Annotated in this window: 14 protein-coding genes; 5 read left to right on the forward strand and 9 right to left on the reverse strand. The window is 71.6% G+C overall.

All coding sequences use genetic code 11. The features are described 5' to 3' along the window. Window positions 1-55: 55 nt before the first annotated feature. From ACLBWX_RS08805 to ACLBWX_RS08815, 3 genes are read right to left on the reverse strand one after another with little or no spacing between them, the layout of a single operon-like run. Complete coding sequence (locus ACLBWX_RS08805) at window positions 56-2,308, reverse strand: xanthine dehydrogenase family protein molybdopterin-binding subunit (RefSeq protein WP_447676690.1); 2,253 nt, start codon at window positions 2,306-2,308, stop codon at window positions 56-58. Window positions 2,309-2,318: 10 nt separating this feature from the next. Next, window positions 2,319-3,332: an FAD binding domain-containing protein gene (locus ACLBWX_RS08810; RefSeq protein WP_447676691.1), complete on the reverse strand. Its 1,014-nt coding sequence runs from the start codon at window positions 3,330-3,332 to the stop codon at window positions 2,319-2,321. Next, window positions 3,329-3,853 (reverse strand): (2Fe-2S)-binding protein, encoded by a 525-nt coding sequence (locus tag ACLBWX_RS08815; protein WP_447676692.1) that lies wholly within the window; start codon window positions 3,851-3,853, stop codon window positions 3,329-3,331. The genes ACLBWX_RS08810 and ACLBWX_RS08815 overlap by 4 nt, the downstream gene beginning before the upstream one ends. 393 nt (window positions 3,854-4,246) lie before the next feature. Between ACLBWX_RS08815 and ACLBWX_RS08820 the strand changes: the two genes are divergently transcribed. The 5 genes from ACLBWX_RS08820 (at window position 4,247) to ACLBWX_RS08840 (ending at window position 11,171) form a co-directional block, all read left to right on the forward strand. After that, the gene (locus ACLBWX_RS08820; protein ID WP_447676693.1) at window positions 4,247-5,641 is read left to right on the forward strand and encodes a M20/M25/M40 family metallo-hydrolase; all 1,395 of its coding nucleotides are present in this window, start codon (window positions 4,247-4,249) and stop codon (window positions 5,639-5,641) included. A 70-nt stretch (window positions 5,642-5,711) separates the two neighbouring features. Continuing rightward, window positions 5,712-6,419 carry a hypothetical protein gene (locus ACLBWX_RS08825; RefSeq protein ID WP_447676694.1) on the forward strand — a complete coding sequence of 236 codons (708 nt, stop codon included), beginning with the start codon at window positions 5,712-5,714 and terminating at the stop codon, window positions 6,417-6,419. Next, a complete protein-coding gene (locus ACLBWX_RS08830; protein ID WP_447676695.1) occupies window positions 6,416-8,269 on the forward strand; it encodes a glycosyltransferase in 1,854 nt (617 codons plus the stop codon). Before ACLBWX_RS08825 ends, ACLBWX_RS08830 begins: the two co-directional genes overlap by 4 nt. Further along, complete coding sequence (locus ACLBWX_RS08835; protein ID WP_447676696.1) at window positions 8,266-10,320, forward strand: glycosyltransferase; 2,055 nt, start codon at window positions 8,266-8,268, stop codon at window positions 10,318-10,320. Before ACLBWX_RS08830 ends, ACLBWX_RS08835 begins: the two co-directional genes overlap by 4 nt. Then, complete coding sequence (locus ACLBWX_RS08840) at window positions 10,317-11,171, forward strand: hypothetical protein (protein ID WP_447676697.1); 855 nt, start codon at window positions 10,317-10,319, stop codon at window positions 11,169-11,171. Before ACLBWX_RS08835 ends, ACLBWX_RS08840 begins: the two co-directional genes overlap by 4 nt. 27 nt (window positions 11,172-11,198) lie before the next feature. Here the strand turns inward: ACLBWX_RS08840 and bioD are convergent, their stop codons facing one another. From bioD to ACLBWX_RS08870, 6 genes are all read right to left on the reverse strand, one after another. Further along, window positions 11,199-11,897, reverse strand: a complete 699-nt coding sequence (gene bioD / locus ACLBWX_RS08845; protein ID WP_447676698.1) for a dethiobiotin synthase — start codon at window positions 11,895-11,897, stop codon at window positions 11,199-11,201. Continuing rightward, a complete protein-coding gene (locus ACLBWX_RS08850) occupies window positions 11,894-12,667 on the reverse strand; it encodes a ferredoxin--NADP reductase (RefSeq protein ID WP_447676699.1) in 774 nt (257 codons plus the stop codon). Before ACLBWX_RS08850 ends, bioD begins: the two co-directional genes overlap by 4 nt. 146 nt (window positions 12,668-12,813) lie before the next feature. Then, window positions 12,814-13,749, reverse strand: coding sequence for a ring-cleaving dioxygenase (locus ACLBWX_RS08855; RefSeq protein ID WP_447676700.1), 936 nt, complete (start codon window positions 13,747-13,749; stop codon window positions 12,814-12,816). A gap of 103 nt (window positions 13,750-13,852) precedes the next feature. Further along, window positions 13,853-14,458 carry a HupE/UreJ family protein gene (locus tag ACLBWX_RS08860; RefSeq protein WP_447676701.1) on the reverse strand — a complete coding sequence of 202 codons (606 nt, stop codon included), beginning with the start codon at window positions 14,456-14,458 and terminating at the stop codon, window positions 13,853-13,855. Window positions 14,459-14,625: 167 nt separating this feature from the next. After that, complete coding sequence (locus ACLBWX_RS08865; protein ID WP_447676702.1) at window positions 14,626-15,927, reverse strand: M16 family metallopeptidase; 1,302 nt, start codon at window positions 15,925-15,927, stop codon at window positions 14,626-14,628. Window positions 15,928-16,012: 85 nt separating this feature from the next. Next, window positions 16,013-17,392 (reverse strand): M16 family metallopeptidase, encoded by a 1,380-nt coding sequence (locus ACLBWX_RS08870; RefSeq protein ID WP_447676703.1) that lies wholly within the window; start codon window positions 17,390-17,392, stop codon window positions 16,013-16,015. Between the last annotated feature and the right edge of the window lie 18 nt (window positions 17,393-17,410).

The raw sequence follows: 17,410 nt of genomic DNA on the forward strand, positions 1-17,410 counted from the left end.
AAAGCGAGCCGCGCCCCCGGAGGCGCGCGGCTCGTCACGTCGACCCCGGCAAACCTCAGCCGATGATCTTGTCGATCGTGATCGGCAGCTCGCGGATGCGCTTGCCGGTGGCGTGGAAGACCGCGTTGGCCACCGCCGCCGCGGTGCCGACGATGCCGATCTCGCCCAGCCCCTTCACGCCCATCGGATTGGCCTTGTCGTCCTCGTCCACGAAGATCACGTCGATCTCGTGGATGTCGGCATGCACCGGCACGTGGTACTCGCCCAGATTGTGGTTCATGAACCGGCCGATGGTGTGGTCGAGCATGGATTCCTCCTCCAGCGCCGAGCCGATGCCCATCACCACGCCGCCGAGGATCTGGCTGCGCGCCGTCTTGGTGTTGAGGATCTTGCCCGCCGCGATCGCCGAGACGACGCGGGTGACGCGCACCACGCCGAGATCCTCGTCGACCTTCACCTCGGCGAAGATCGCCGAGTGGGTGTAGCCGGCGAAGTCCTGGGCATGGTTGGAATCCGGGCCGGCCGAGCCGGTGGCCTCGATCCGGTCCATCCCCGCCTTCGCCATCACGTCGGTGATCGCGATGCCGCGCGACGGGTCGCCCGCCACGGAGATGCGCCCCTCCCGGAACACGGCGCGGTCGAAATCGACGTTGGCCAGCGGCGAATCGTCGAGGCCGCGGGCGAGGGTGAAGACCTGGGCGGCGATGTCGCGGCAGGCCCGCATCACCGCCGTGCCGGAGGAGGCCGCGGTCCAGGAGCCGCCGGCGATCGGCGCGTCGGCGAGCCTCGAATCCCCGAGCTTCGTCGTCACGTCCGCCATCGTCAGGCCGAGCGCGTCGGCGGCGATCTGGGTCAGGATGGTGTAGGTGCCGGTGCCGATGTCGCCGGTCTGGTTGCCGACCACGAGCTTGCCGTCGGCGGTCAGCGTCGCCTGGGCGCTCGACTGCTGCATCAGGGCCTCCCAGATGCCGGTGGCCATGCCCCAGCCCACGAGCTCGCGGCCCTGCCTCATGGAGCGCGGCTCCGGGTTGCGGGCCGACCAGCCGAAGCGCTCGGCGCCCTGCGCATAGGCGGCGCGCAGGGACTTGGAGCTGAACGGCTTGTCCTGGGTCCGGTCCTTCTCGGCGTAGTTTCGCAGGCGCAGGTCGATCGGGTCCTGGCCGGTCTCGTGGGCGAGCTCGTCCATCGCGATCTCGAGGGCGAACACGCCCGTCACCGCCCCCGGCGCGCGCATGTCGGAGGGGGTGTAGGTGTCGATCTTGGCGAGGCGGTAGTCGAGGGCGACGTTCGGGCAATCGTAGAGGATGCCCGACCAGTTCACGACCACCTCCTGGTAATCCTCGAAGCCGGAGGTGCCGGAGATCGCCTCGTGCCGGATGGAGGTCAGCGCGCCGTCGGCCTCGGCCCCGAGGGCGACGGTCTGGCGCACGTCGGGCCGGTAGCCGAAGGTGAACATCTGGTCGCGGGTCAGGGTCACCCGCACCGAGCGCTCCAGCTCCCGCGCGGCCATGACGGCGAGGAAGAGCTGGTATTGCGGGCGAAGCCCCGAGCCGAAGCCGCCGCCGAGATAGGGATTGAGGACGTGGACGTCGTCCTTCTTCATCCCGAACACGCCGGTGATGTAGCCGAGGCTGTTCGAGACGCCCTGGATCTTGTCGTAGACGGTGAGCTTGCCGCCGCCCTCCCAGACCACGGTCGAGGCGTGGGGCTCCATCGGGTTATGGTGCTCCACGGCCATGTGGTAGTGGTTGGTGAGCCGGACCGGGGCGGCCTTGTAGGCGCCGTCCGCATCGCCCCAGGGCGCCGGCGGCGGCTTGATGCCGGAGCGCTTCTTCGGCGGCACGTAGGCCACGTCCTCCAGGGTCCGCAGATCGGTGGTCGGCGCCTCGGCCTCGTAGGTGAGCTTCACCAGCGAGGCGGCGTAGCGCGCCGTGCCGAAATCCTCCGCCACCACCAGGGCGACGGGCTGGCCGCTGTAATGGACCCGGTCGTCGTAGAGGGGCCGGAAGGGCGAGCCGGGGGGCGCGACCTGGTCCTGGTAATTGTAGTCGAGCCAGGCCGTGCGCGGCCGGTTCGCATGGGTGAACACCTTGACGACGCCCGGCACCGCCTCGGCGGCGGCCGTGTCGATGGACAGGATGCGGCCGCGGGCGATGCCGCTCGAGACCACGTAGCCGTGGGTCAGGTCGGGGGCGGCGAACTCGCCGGCATACTTCGCCTGGCCGGTGACCTTGGCCGGGCCGTCGACGCGGCTCTGCGCGGTGCCGACATAGGTGTCGGTGCCTGAGGTGCTGATGCTGTGGGCCATGGGGGTTCCTTCAGGCGATGCGCTTGTCGGACTGCGACTGGGGCGTGCCGGCGGCAGCCTGGGCGAGTCCGCGAATGAGGGCCCGCCGCGCGAGTTCGATCTTGAAGCCGTTCTCGGATTGGGGTCGCGCCTCGGCCACCACGATGTTGGCGGCCGCCGCGAAGGTCTCTTGGGTGGCCGGCTTGCCCACGAGGAAGGCTTCCGCCTGGGGGTCGCGCCAGGGCTTGTGGGCGACGCCCCCGAGGGCGAAACGCGCGCTCCGGATGGTGTCGCCGTCGCGCTCGATCACGGCCGCCACCGAGACCAGGGCGAAGGCATAGGAGAGCCGGTCGCGCAGCTTCAGATAGGTGTGGTGGGCGCCGAAATCCTCGTCGGGCAGGTCGACCGAGAGCACGATCTCGTCGGCCGCCAGCGTGGTGTCGCGCTCCGGCGTGTCGCCCGGCAGGCGGTGGAACTCCGCGAAGGGGATGGTGCGCTCGCCCCCCGGCCCGGCGACCCGGACCTTGGCCTCGAGGGCGGCGAGCGCCACGCACATGTCGGAGGGATGCGTGGCGATGCAGGACGGGCTCGTCCCGAAGATGGCGTGGATGCGGTTGACCCCGCCGATGGCGGCGCAGCCGGTGCCGGGCTCGCGCTTGTTGCAGGGCGTGGCGTCGTCGTAGAAATAGTAGCAGCGGGTGCGCTGCAGCAGGTTGCCGCCGGTGGTGGCGGCGTTGCGCAGCTGGCCCGAGGCGCCGGCCAGGATCGCGCTCGACAGCAGCGGATAGCGGGCCTGCACCTGCGCGTCGTAGGCCACGGTCGCGTTCGTCACCAGGGCGCCGAGGCTCAAGCCCCCGTCGCGCTCCTCGATCCGGTCGAGGGGCAGGCGGGTGATGTCGACCAGGCGCTCGGGGCGCTCGACGTTGTACTTCATCAGGTCGACGAGGTTGGTGCCGCCCGCGATGAAGCGGGCCTGGGTGCCGGAGGCGATCGCGCGAACCGCCTCGTCCACGGTGGTCGGGCGGACGTAGTCGAAGCGGTTCATTTCGCGGCTCCCGCGTGCATCACGTCTTCGATGGCGTCGACGATGTTGGTGTAGGCGCCGCAGCGGCAGATGTTGCCGCTCATCGCCTCGCGGATCTCGTCCCGCGACCGGGCGTGGCCCTCGGCGAGCATGCCCACCGCCGAGCAGAGCTGGCCGGGCGTGCAGTAGCCGCACTGGAAGGCATCGTGCTCGACGAAGGCGGCCTGGAGCGGGTGCAGGCCTTCCGCTCCGGCGAGTCCCTGGGCTCCGGCCAGGCCCTCGACGGTGGTGATGCTGGCCCCGTCCTTCATCACCGCGAACGTCAGGCAGGAATTGATGCGGATGCCGTTCACCAGCACCGTGCAGGCGCCGCACTGGCCGTGGTCGCAGCCCTTCTTGGTCCCGGTGAGGTCGAGATCCTCGCGCAGGAGGTCGAGGAGGGTGGTCCAGGGGGCGACCTGCAGCGTCCGGGCCTCGCCGTTGATCGTCAGGGTGATGCCGATGGTGTTCGCCGCAGAGGGCGAACCGCTTTCGATGAGCATGGCGGTATCCGTGACTTGCGGGACGGGACGGGTCCGGCGCCGCTGGATTTCGAGACAGGGTCGCAGGGGCCGTGGCGGGGAAAAGACATCCGCCCCGGGCCGGTCCAATCGATAACAGTTCCAAAAAGCCGGTGTTCCCGCCGGGCGTTCGCGGGCCGATGCCACCCGCGGCCGGCGGAGAGGCTGCAGCGTGGCGTCGACACGCACCGGTGACCGGATGCGACCGGGTGGCCGATCCGCTCGACAGGGGCCGGTCCCTCGGCCGCATGGCCCGGGGCGGCGACGGGGAGCGGTTGCTCGAAGGAGATGCTCGAAGGGGATGCCTGGTACGGTTGCTTGGCCCATCCCCCATGGGCTAACCCGGTCCCGCCCGCCTTCGATCAAGGACGCCCGATGACCGCGCTCGCTCCCGTTCTCAACGACATCGACCGCGACCTCGACAACGCCCTGGAGCGGCTCTTCGCCTTCCTGCGCATCCCCTCGATCTCCACCGATCCGGCCTTCGCGCCCCAGTGCCGCGACGCCGCCACCTGGCTCGCCGGCACCCTGACGGCGCTCGGCTTCGAGACCGGGATCCACGAGACCTCCCTGCACCCGGTTGTGCTGGCCCACGCGCCGAAGCCCGGCACCCCGCACGTTCTGTTCTACGGGCATTACGACGTGCAGCCGGTGGACCCCCTGAACCTCTGGGAGACGCCCCCCTTCGAGCCGCGCCTCGCCCTGAACGCCAGGGGCGAGAAGCAGATCGTCGGGCGGGGCGCCTCGGACGACAAGGGCCAGGTGATGACCTTCGTGGAGGCCTGCCGGGCGCATCTGGCGATGGCGGGCGAGCTGCCCTGCGGCGTCACCATCCTGATCGAGGGCGCCGAGGAGAACGGCTCGCAGGGGCTGCCCGAATGGGTCGCGGCCAACCGCGACAAGCTGGCCGCCGACATCGTGCTCGTGTGCGACACCAGCATGTGGAATCCGACCACGCCGGCCATCACCACCTCCCTGCGCGGCCTCGCCTATTTCGAGGTGAAGGTGACCTGCGCCGACCGCGACCTGCATTCGGGCTTCTTCGGCGGCGCGGCGCGCAACCCGATCCACGTCCTGTCGAAGATCATCGCCGACCTGCACGATGCCGACGGAAAGGTCGCGCTGCCGGGCTTCTACGAGGGCGTGCGCGAGACGCCCCCGGAGGTGCTGGAGCAGTGGCGCGGCCTCGACTTCACGGCGGAGACGTTCCTGGGACCCATCGGCCTGTCGGAACCGGCCGGCGAGCGCGGCCGCATGCTCATCGAGCTGATCCAGTCGCGCCCCGCCTGCGACGTCAACGGCATCATCGGCGGCTATACCGGCGAGGGCACCAAGACGGTGATCGCCGGGCAGGCCAGCGCCAAGGTCTCGTTCCGCCTCGTCGACGACCAGGACCCGGAGGTTCTGGCCACCACCTTCGAGGCCTTCGTGCGCGCGAGAATCCCCGCCGACTGCTCGGTGGAGGTGATCTGCTACAAGGGCAGCCGCGCCATCAGCCTGCCCTTCGACATGCCCGAACTCGAGACCGCCCGCGCGGCGCTCGCCGAGGAGTGGGGCGTGCCCGCCGTCACCATCGGCGCCGGCGGCTCGATCCCGATCGTGGGCGACTTCAAGCGCCTGCTGGATCGCAACACGCTCCTGATCGGCTTCGGCCTCGACGACGACCGCATCCACTCGCCCAACGAGAAGTACGACCTGAACAGCTTCCACAAGGGCACCCGCTCCTGGGCCCGCATCCTGGCGGCCTTCGGGGAACGGCGGGCCGGCTGAGGCGCAGCCCTGTCCGCGCGCCACGCGCGGAGCCGCCTCGAACGCCCCCTCCCCCCCTCGCCAGGGTCGCATGACAGACACCTCCGTAACGCACGCTCCGATCGCGGCCCGTCTGTTCGCGGCCGGTCACGGCGTGCTGGTCTGCCGCTACCCGGTGGCCACCGACCTGCCGATCCCCCTCGCGGTGACGGAGCCCCCCGGCCTGAGCCTCCTGACCTGGGCCTTCACCGGCTTCGGCGGCCCCGAGCCCGATCCCGCCGGGCTCCTCGTCCTGCACGATGCGCGGGCGGCGCTGACGCAGGGCGGTGCCCTGAGCCTGGAGACGCATTTTCGCGATCGGGCGCTCGCCTGCCCGAAGCCCCGGCCCGTCGCGGAGCTGGCGCGGCCCGACCGCGCCGCTCTCGGCGAGGCGGTGCTGGCGGCCGTGACGCCGGACACGCTCGACCTCCTCGCGACGCTGTTCCCGCTGCTGGCGCCCGCCGTCGCCGACGCAGCGGTGCCGGAGGCGGCGCCGCGCCTCGGCCTCGCGGGCGACGCCGCGGGCCGCGCCACGCTCTCCGGCTCCACGGTGCCGAACTACCTGCTGCTGCGGGCCGGCAGCACTTGGAGCTGCGCCCGCGTGGCGGCGGCCGAGCTCCGCTTCGGCCCGGCCCCCGAGATCGGCCTCACCCTGGCGCCGGCCTGGGGCAATCCCCGCGGCGCCACGGTGGAGACCGCGCTCCTTCTCGGCACGGGCCGCGTCACGCCGGCCGCCCTGCGCCGCGAGGGCGCCCGGTGAGCGGCCCCGCGATCCTCGTGGTGGCGCCGATGCCGGCGTTCCCGACCAGCGCCGGCAACCGGCGCCGGCTGCTCACCACCTGCGCCGCCCTGCAGCGCGGCGGCCATGCCGTCGACCTCGCCTATTACGCCCACGAGGACCAGATCTATCGCCGCTTCGGGCAGCACCCGCCCACCGACGAGGCCGCGGCGGCCGGCCTGTTCCGGCACACCTTCCGGATCGAACCCCGGGGGACCATCCCGCTCACCACCCGGGCGCGCTGCTTTCCCATCGACGCCTGGTGCCCCGAGGAGGTCGGCGCCTTCGTGGCGTGGTACGGGCAAGCCTATCCGGAGACCCGCGCGATCCTGGTGAACTACGTGTTCCTGTCGCGGGCGCTGGAGGCGGCCCCGCCGGGCCTGCTGACGCTCATCGACACCCACGACCGCTTCGCCGACCGGCAGCGGCAGTACCGGCCGTTCCGGGCCGAGCCGAACTTCTTCTACACCGACCGCCCCGGCGAGGCGGCGGGCCTCGCCCGGGCCGACATCGTGCTGGCGATCCAGTCCGAGGAGGCGGCCTATTTCCGGACGATCACCGACCGGCGCGTCCACCTGCTGCCGCCGCGCTTTCCCGCGCGCCGGCCCTTCGCGGCCCCGGCCCGGGTGAAGCGGATCGGCTTCCTCGGCCATGGCAACGACCCGAACCTGTTCTCGATCCGGCGCTTCGCCGCCGCCTGGAGCGCGGATTGGACCCCGGCCCGGCCCGAACTCGTGATCGCGGGCGAGATCGGCGACAGCCTCGGCCCGGCCGCGCGGCCCGGGGTGAACTTCGCCGGCTACGTGCCCGAACTGGAGGACTTCTACGACGGCGTCGACCTGGTGGTGGCGCCGATCCTGATGGGCAGCGGCCTGAAGATGAAGGTCGCCGAGGCCCTGTCCTTCGGCAAGCCGGTCATCGGCACGGCCCTCGGCTTCGAGGGCTTCGACCCTGTGTGCCCGGACCACCGCCTTCGCGATGCGGAAGCGGTCAAGGATCGGGTGCTCGCGCTGGCCGCGGACGCGGCGTCTCTCGAAGCCCTCACCCGCGCCTGCGCCGATCTATTTGCCGGCTACAACGAGCGCGCGGAGCGCGCGGAGACCGCTTTGCTGGCAATGCTTCCGGAACCCGGTACGGACACATCCCCGACCGAAGATCCTTTGCCGGCCCCCGAACCGGTTCGCTCAAGCACGCCCTTCGCGAGCGGATGCCTCACCTGCGAAACCTCCCTGCGGTCGAACCTGCGCGCGGATGACGACCTCGGGCTCCTGGTCGCCACCGAGCGCGTCGCCCCGCCGGGGACCGGATCCTATTCGCCCATGCGCCGGCGCTGGTTCGCCAAGGCCGAGGGCGGCGTGCCGGACGCCGTCCCGGAGGCCGGCCTCGCCGGGCTCCACCTCGCCCTGTCGCCGGAATGGGTCCGCGGCCGGCGCTTGCCCTCGCCCCTCCGGGCGGATCTCGCGACCCGGTTCGCGCCCGTCGCGGCGGATTGGGAGGCGCAGGCGCGCCGCGTCGGCGCGACCCCGGAGGGGACGATCCTGGTTGTCACGTTGCCCCGCCACCTGACATCCGGACTCCACCCCAACGCCGCCTTCGAGATCGGCGCGCCGACGCGGGAACTCGCGCTCCGACGCGTCACCCTTTTGAATACCGGCCAGGGTCTATTGTATGCCACGGCCCGCGCGGACCTCCCGGGCGCGCCGGCGGCCGTGACCTTCGCGGGCCTCGCGGCGGACGCAGGCGCGTCCACGATCCTGTTCCTGCACGACGACCTCATCGGCCGCATCACGGTCCTGGCCGACACCGCGGCGATCCCGGAGCTCCTGCCATGATGGCGGCCCCCGACATCCTCGACGCCCCCGCGGGCCGGAAGGCGGCCCTGGTCGAGGCGGCCCTGATCTGGAACGCGTTGTTTCTCAACGACATCCGCATCGCGTTCCGGGCGGAGGCGGAGCCCCTGATCTCCGTCGTGATCGTCTCGCGCGGCGCCCGGCACCTCCTCGCCTGGACCCTGGCCAAGCTCGCCGGGCAGCAGGCCTTCGCCGGGCCGTCCTTCGAGGTGATCCTGGTCGACAACGCCTCCGATGCCGAGACCCGGACGCTCTTCGCGCGGATCGACGGCGCCCGGATCGTCCTCAATCCGGAGAACACCGGCTTCGGTCCCGCCTGCAACCAGGGCGCCGCCGAAGCCCGCGGCCGCCACCTGCTCTTCCTCAACCCCGACATCGACCTGATGCCCGGTGCCCTGGCGGCCCTCGTCGGCACCTTCGCCGCTTCCAACGACATCGGCATCGTCGGCGGCCGCCTGGTGTTTCCCGGGGGCATCCTGCAGGAGGCCGGGGCGGGCTTCCAGGACGATCCGCAGCTGACCCACCCGGCCGGCCGCGGCAGCCTCGATCCCTTCGCGCCGGAGGCCTCCTATACCCGGGACGCGGGCTACGTCTCCGGGGCCCTGCTGATGATCGAGGCCCGGCTGTTCACGGAGCTCGGCGGCTTCGACGCCCTGTTCGCGCCGGCCTATTTCGAGGACACCGACCTGTGCGCCCGCTGCCATCAGGCGGGGCGGCGGGTCGTCTACCAGCCGCGCGCCATCGCGATCCACGTGGAGAGCGCCACCAGCGTCCGGCGCGCCGACGTCGAGGCGCTCCTCGACCGCAACCGGGTGCGCTTCCGCGAACGGCACGGGGCCTGGCTGTTCGGGCAGGGGCCGCGCCGCACGGGCTTCGGCCCCCGCGACGACGCGCCCTTCGCCCTGCGCGTCCTCTACGTCGACGACCAGGCACCCCATCTCGATCTCGGGGCCGGACTGCCGCGGGCCAACACCATCCTCAATGCGATGGCCGATCTCGGCTACGCGGTGACGGTCTGCTCGGTCTACGGCGAGCGCGAGGAGCCGGCGGCGACCTACCGCGACCTCTCGGAGCGCATCGAGATCATCGAGCCCTGCGGCCGAGAGGGCTTCCGGCGGCTCGTCACGGAGCGCGCGGGGGCCTACGACGTGCTCTGGGTCAGCCGGCCTCCGCACATCCGCATGGTCTGCGAGGTCCTGGCGGATCTCGGCCTGAGCCCGCGGGATGTCGGCCGCTCCCGCGTCGTGTTCGATTCCGAATCCCTCTACGCCCTGCGCGAGTTCGTCGTCGACGCCCTCAAGGGTCGGCCGGCGCCGGGGCCGGCCCTCGCCCGGGCCACCGCCCTGGAGCTTCGGTCGATCGCGGCGGCCGACCGGGTGGTCTGCGTCTCCCCGGCGGATGCGCGATTGCTGCGACGGGCCGGCGTCGCCGATCCGGTGGTCCTCGGCCACGTCCAGACACCGCATCCGAACCCGCCCGGCTTCGCGGACCGCCGGGGCTTCGTCTTCCTCGGCTCCCTCGCCCGCGAGGGGGAGCCCAACATCGACTCGCTCGACTGGTTCTTCGGTCAGGCCTGGGAGTCCCTGCGGGCGATCCTGCCGGAGGCGCACGTCACCATCATCGGCACGGTCGCCCCCTCCATCGCCGAGCGGCTGACGCGCCCCGGCGTCACCGTGCTGGGCCGCATCGACGATATCGGCCCCGCCCTCGACGCCGCGCGCGTCGCCCTGGCGCCGACGCGCTTCGCCGCCGGCATCCCGCACAAGGTCCTGGAGACCGTGGCCCGCGGCCTGCCGAGCGTCGTCACGCCCGTCCTCGCCGGGCAGATGGGCTGGCCCGACGGCACCGGATACCGGATCCGCGACTGGCACGATCCCGGCGGCTTCGCCGAGGCCCTGGCCCATCTCCACGAGACCGAGGCGGCCTGGACGCAGGTGCAGCGCGCCGGCCTCGCCCAGGTCGGCCGCGACGAGGATGTCGAGGCCTACCGCGCGGTCCTGCGCCACCTGTGCGAGGCGCCGACCTTCACATGACGCTCCCGCTCCCCCCGCGCGCCGTGCGCATCGCCACGACCCTGCTTCGCCGGACGACACTCGGCCGCGTCCCCCGCCTGTTCGACGCGGCCTATTACCGGGCGAACCACCCGGACGTGGCCCGTTCCGGCATCGATCCCTTCCTGCATTACGTCTGGCGCGGCGCGGCGCAGGACCGCGATCCCAGCGCCGATTTCGACACCGCCTTCTACAAGCGCCAGAGCGGCCCGACCCGCCTCGACCCGGTGCGGCACTACCTGCGCGTGGGGGCGAAGGCCGGCCTCGACCCGAACCCCGCCTTCAGCACCCTGATGTACGTGGCGCGCTATCCGGATGTCGGGCTCGCCGGGGTCAACCCCCTGGTGCATTACCGGCAGGACGGCCGGGCGGAGGGCCGTGTCGCCGCCCCGTCCGCCTCGCAGCCCGAGGAGTGGGTGGCCTTCCAGGGCGTACGCGAGGCCCAGCGCTGGGCCTATCCGGCGCAGGGCTCGTCCCGCTTCGCTCTGACCCTGCGGCGGGACGTGCCGGTCTCGGCCTGCCCCGGCTTCGTGCCACGGCTCTGCCTCGTGCTGACCCTCGACGGGAGCGAGATCGACGGCCTGGTCCAGAGCTTCGACGCCTTCCCGGGTGCGGCGGCAGACGCCGTCACTGTCGCGGTCGACACCGCCTTGCGTCCGCACCCGCCCCGCCCGACCCTGGTGGTCGCCCTGGAGCAGTGCTTTCACGGGCCCGGTCCGGGGGGCGCGGTGCTGCTGCGCTACGCGGAGGCGCGGATCTGGGACGTGCTGCCGGAGCGCCCGCGTGTCCTGCGGACCTGCCCGGCCGGAGCGCTCTCGCTTCGGGTGCTGTGAGGCCATCCGCAGGGGCCACACGCAGGTTCAGGCTGCGGAGGCCGGGCGCACCAGATCGACGAGTGCGGCCGGGCAGTCGCCGTTGCGGGCGATGACGACGACCGGGACGGCCTGATGGCGGGCGATCGCCGCCGCGACGAAGTCGGGGGGCGTCGGAGCATCAGCGCTGGCGCAGACGACGAGTCCGAGCAGCGGGACGCCATGCGCGTGCAGGGTTTCGGCGGCCGTGAGCGCGTGGCTGATCGCGCCCAGATAGGAACCGGAGACGAGGAGGGCCGGCAGGCGGAGGGCCTTGAGCCAGTCGAGGCCCGTCGCCTCCCCGGTCACGGGGCTCATCACGCCGCCGACGCCCTCGATCAGCAGAGTTGCGTCACGCGGGGTGGCCGCGATCGCGGCCCGACACCAGCCGACGAGGTCGTCGAAGGCCAGGATCCGGCCCTCGCGGGCAGCGGCCAGGTCGGGGCTCAGCGGGGCGGCGAAGCGCCAGGGCGAGCAGGCGGCGACCGTCTCCGGCGTCACGGCCAAGCCCTGCGCCGCGAGCAGACGCCCGGTGTCGCTCTGCGCGAAATCCGCGGCAGCGAGGGGCGGAACACCGCTCGCCAGGGGCTTGAGGGTGCGCACGCCGTGGCCCAGGGCGCGCAGCCGCCGCGTCAGGGCGGCGGTGACGTAGGTCTTGCCGATCTCGGTCCCGGCGCCGGCGATGAAGACAGCGCGGGAGTCGTTCACTTCTCGACGAAGGCCTTCTCGATCACGTAGTGGCCGGCCTCGCCGTGGTTGCCCTCCTCGTAGCCGCCATCGGTGAGCAGCTGGCGGGTGTCCCGGATCATGTCCGGCGAGCCGCAGAGCATGAAGCGGTCGTTCTCCACCGACATCGGCGGCAGGCCGATATCCTCGAACAGCTTGCCGGAGGTCATGAGATCGGTGATGCGGCCGCGGTTTCGGAAGGGCTCGCGGGTCACGGTCGGGTAGTAGATCAGTCCGGCGCTGATCAGCTCGCCGAGGAACTCATGGTTCGGAAGGTCCTTGGTGATGGTCTCGCCATAGGCGAGTTCCTGCACCTGACGACAGCCGTGGACGAGGACGACCTTCTCGAAGCGCTCGTAGGTCTCCGGGTCCTTGATGATCGACATGAAGGGCGCGAGGCCGGTGCCGGTGCCGAGGAGGTAGAGGTTCCTGCCCGGCATCAGGTTGTCGAGCACCAGGGTGCCGGTGGGCTTCTTGCCGACGATGATCGGGTCGCCGACCTTGAGATGCTGCAGCTTCGAGGTGAGCGGACCGTTCGGAACCTTGATCGAGAAGAATTCCAGCTCCTCCTCGTAATTGGCCGAGACGACGCTGTAGGCGCGCAGCAGCGGCCGGCCCTCGACCTCGAGACCCATCATCACGAACTCGCCGTTGCGGAAGCGGAAGGCGGGATCCCGGGTGGTGCGGAAGGAGAACAGCGTGTCGGTCCAATGGTGGACGCTCAGCACACGCTCCTCGTTGAACTTGCTCATCGACGGTCCGTCTCGAATTTCGCTCGAATCTCGAAGCTTTGGGTGGGGTCTTCTCGCACCTGCGGTAGGCCCGTCAAGGCGGCGCGCGTACGCAGGCGCACGACGGTACAGTGGCTTGGAATCGTTCTTAATTCCGTCCGGGCCGATCAGAGGGGCTTCAGCCCGGCCTCGATCTCCGCGCGGCGGGGCTCGAGGAAGGGTGGCAGGGCCAGGCGCTCGCCCAGGGTCTCCATCGGCTCGTCGGTGGCGAAGCCCGGCCCGTCGGTGGCGATCTCGAACAGGATCCCGTTGGGTTCGCGGAAGTAGAGGCTGCGGAAGTAGTAGCGGTCCACCGGCCCGCTGGAGGGCATGCGCCGCTGCTTCAGACGGTCGGCCCAGGCCGCGTGGTCGGCATCCGGGATGCGGAAGGCGACGTGGTGCACAGCGCCGGCACCCTGGCGGGCGGGCGGCAGGCCCGGCTCGGCCACGAGGTGGAGTTCGGCGGCGGGACCGCCCGCACCCATGCGATAGACGCGGACCTCGCCCTCGGGAAGCTCATAGTTCCGGTCGTGGCTCATGCCGAGGATCTCGGTGAGGACCGCCTCCGTCCGCTCGATCTGCGCGACGCTGAGGCGGATCGGTCCGAGGCCGCGGATCTGGTGCTCGATCGGCACGGGGCTTCGCGCCCAGGCGTGGGCCTCGCCGGCGCCGCCATCATCCACGAGCATCAGGCGCTGGCCCTCGCCATCCTCGAAATCGAGGGTCAGGCGGCCGTCACGTTCCACGGGCACCGCATGGACCACGCCCTGGCGGGCCAGGTGCTCGCGCCACCAGCCGATCGCGTCGGCACCCGAGACCCGCAGGCCCGTGCGGCTGATGCTGTTGGTGCCGCGCCGCTCCGGAGGCGCCGGCCAGTCGAAGAAGGTGACGTCGGTACCGGGCGAAGCGAGGCCGTCGGCGTAGAACAGGTGGTAGGCCGAGACGTCGTCCTGGTTCACCGTCTTCTTCACCAGCCGGAGGCCGAGGACCCGCGTGTAGAAGGCCAGGTTGTCGGCCGCCTGCGCGGTGATGGCGGTGAGGTGATGGAGTCCGGTGAGCTGCATGGGCTGATCCCTGAACGGCGGGCGGATCCATCAGATGGGGCGACGTACCCGAAAACAGAACGGCCCCCGTGAGGGGGCCGTTCGACGATCGGGGACAGGGAGGTCAGAGAGCGCTGGCGAGGAGGCCGAGACCCGCGATGGCGAGGCCCGCGCCCGCCACCCGCAGGGCGGTGAGGCTCCGTACGAGGCGTCCGGCCGAGAGGCCGAGTCCGAGGCCCACCGCGTGCAGGAGCGCCGTCGCGCCGAGGAAGCCGAGGCCGTAGGCGAGACCCGAGCCGGTCTCCGGCATCTCGGCGCCGTGGGCGTGGCCGTGGAACACCGCGAAGGCGCCCACGAGGACCATGGCGGCGGCGACCGGCAGGGCCGGGCGCAGGGCGAGGGACGCGCCGAGCACCACCACCGAGAGGGCGATCCCGATCTCGACGAAGGGCAGGCCGATGCCCACGACCCCGAGGGCGCCGCCGACGGCCATCATGCCGAGGAAGGACAGGGGCACGAGGATGAGCGCGCGGCCACCGATGCGGGCCGCGATCAGCCCGACCGCCACCATGGCGAGGACGTGGTCGAGGCCGCTCAGGGGATGGAGGAAACCCTGCGCCAGGCCGGCGGCGGCCTCATGGCCGGGATGGGCCAGGGCCGGCGTCGCGGCGATGCCCATCGCCGTGACGAGGGCGAGGCGGGCCGGCAGGGAGGCGAGGCGTGATGTCATCCGGACTGTCCCGAGCTTGAAAACGAGCGGTGCAGCATCGTCGCCGCCCCGGCGGAAACTAGCAACCGCCGTGCCCGCGTACAGGCCCGCGAAGCCGCCGCCGGGGCGCGGCGGCTCGTCCTCGGATCACGGAAAATCTCCGGGAGCCCTCCGAAACTTGCGGGCGCTCAGAAGTCGGTGGGCCGGCCGGCGGCGACCACGAGCATCTTCCCGTCCGCGAAGGTGCGGGCGCCGGCGCGGCGGATATCGGCCTGGGTCACGTTGGCGACGAGATCGTTGCGGCGGGCGATGTAGTCCATGCCGAGGCCCTCGAAGGCGATCTGCACGAGCTGGTGCGCGATCTTGGTCGAGGTGTCGAAGCCGAGCGCGTAGGAGCCGGTCAGGTAGTCCTTGGCCTTCTGCAGCTCCTCGTCCGAGGGACCGTCCGTGATGAGGCGTCCGATCTCCTCGCCGATCACCGACAGGGCCTCGCCGACGCGTTCGTTCTTGGTGGCGGTGTAGCCCCAGGTCATCGATGCGGCGCGATGGCTGACGAGGGAGGTGCCGACCGAGTAGGCGAGGCCACGCTTCTCGCGGACCTCCTGGAACAGGCGGGAGGTGAAGGAGCCGCCGCCCAGGATGTGGTTCAGCACGTAGGCCGGAATGAAGTCCGGGTCGCACCACGGCACGCCGTTCATGCCGAAACGGATCACGGATTGCGGCACGTCGAGATCGACCACGTGGCGGGCGCCGATGTTCTGCATCCGGGTCTGGGGCACCGCCTTGAGGGGGGCTGCCATGTCGAGCTTGCCGAAGGCCCGGTCGAGGCTCTCCGCAAGACGCGCCGCATCGATGGCGCCGACCGCCGCGACCTTCACGCCGCCGCGGCCGATGATCTGGCGATGCATCGTCACGAGGTCGTCGCGGGTGATCGCCGCGATGCTCTCGGGCGTACCGGAGGACGGGCGCGCATAGGGATGACCGGCATAGGCCTCGGCGAAGAAGCGGCGCGAGGCCATCACGCCCGGATCGTTCTGCTGGTAGCGCAGACCGGCCAGGGTCTGGGCCCGCACGCGCTCGATGGCGTCGGGGTCGAGGCGGGGCTTGGCCAGGGCCAGGGCCAGGAGGTCGATGGCCTCGTCGGCGTGCTTGACCAGCATCTTGAGGGAGCCGCCGAGCGCGTCGGAGCCGGCATGGAAGGAGAGTTCGATGGCCCGGGCCGCGAGGCGCTCCTGGAAGGCGTCGGAGGAGAGGTCGCCGGCACCCTCGTCGAGGAGGCGGGCGAGCATCTGGGCCACGCCGGCCTTGCCCTCGGGATCCTGCGCCGCGCCACCCTCGAAGGTGAAGGCCAGGGCGATCAGCGGGACCACCGGTGATTCGACGTGCCACGCCTCGATGCCGGCAGCCGCCGCGACGGGGACCGCCTGCGTCGGCGAGGTCGCGGAGCGGGTGGCGGAGGAGTCGAGCAGGTCGGTGGTGGCCACGTTCATGGGAACCTCATGGTGTGCGCGGGGCGCGGCGGCGGGCGCCACGGCCTCTCGAATTGCGTGGCCCGGCGCGAGACCGGGAGCGGCCTCAGGCCGCGTCGGCCTCGCGGGCCTTGGTCAGGTAGCCTGTGACGGACCGGGACGGCGTCAGGTAGCGCTCGGCCACCGCCGCGAGCCGGGCCTTGGTCACGCCCTCGATGTCGGAGGGCCAGCGGCGGACCTCCTCGATGCTCTCGCCGATGGCCAGCGCCGAGCCGTAGATGCGCGCGAGCGAGGATTGGCTGTCGGAGGAATAGACCGTCTCGGCCACGAGCCGGGTCTTGGCCCGCTCGATCGCCTCGGGCTCCAGGGCCTCGGAGGGGACGCGGCGCAGGACGCGGTCGACCTCCTCCTCCAGCTTCTCCAGGCTGACGCCCTCGGCGGGGATCGCGTAGACGGAGAAGCGGGTGTCGTCGATGGCCGAGCCCATGTACCAGGCGCCGGCATTCACGGCGACGCCGAGCTCCATCACCAGCTTGCGGTAGAGGTAGGAGGTGGAGCCGCCGCCCATCACCTCGGCCAGCAGCTCGAGAGCGTGGCACTCGCCGTCCCGCGCGGTGATGCAGGACGGGGTGAGGTAGAGCCGCTGCAGGGTCGGCTGCTCGACCTTCGGGTCGGCCACGGCGAGGCGGCGGAGCGCCCGGGGCTCCGGCTCCTTGGCCCGGATGCGCAGGGGGCGCGTGCCCTGCGGGGTGACGCGGCCGTAGGTGTCGTCGGCCATGCGGCGGACATCGTCCGGCGTCACGTCGCCGGCCACCACCAGGATGGCGTTCTCCGGCGTGTAGAAGCGCTTGTAATAGTCGAGGGCGTGGGTGCGGTTCAGCTCCTCGATCTCGTGCATCCAGCCGATGATCGGCGTGCCGTAGGGGTGGTGCACGAACAGGGAGGCGGCCATCGCCTCGGAGAGCTGCGCCGACGGGTCGGTCTCGACCCGCATGCGGCGCTCCTCCAGCACCACGTCGCGCTCGGGCGCCACCACGGCGTCGTCGAGGACGAGGCCGGTCATGCGATCGGCCTCGAACTCCATCATGGTCCGAAGGTGGTCGCGGGCGACGCGCTGGAAGTAGGCGGTGTAGTCGTAGGAGGTGAAGGCGTTCTCCTGGCCGCCGAGCCCGGAGACGGCCTTCGAGAAGGCGCCGATCGGGTGCTGCTCGGTGCCCTTGAACATCAGGTGCTCGAGGAAGTGGGCGATGCCCGACTGGCCCAACGGATCATCGGCGGAGCCGTTGCGGTACCACACCATGTGGGTGACGACCGGGGCGCGGTGATCGGGAACGACGACGACGTCGAGGCCATTGTCCAGCGCGAAGGCACTGACCTCGGGTCCGCCCGCCTCGGAGCGCCCGAAGGGCGCGGCTTCCGCCCGGCCCGCGCTCGCGTGGCTGCGCGCCGGTCCGAAGAGGGGCATGTCCTTCCTGAACAGGTGCATCAAAGCTCTTCCTTCCGC

Source organism: Methylobacterium sp. M6A4_1b (assembly GCF_053345175.1).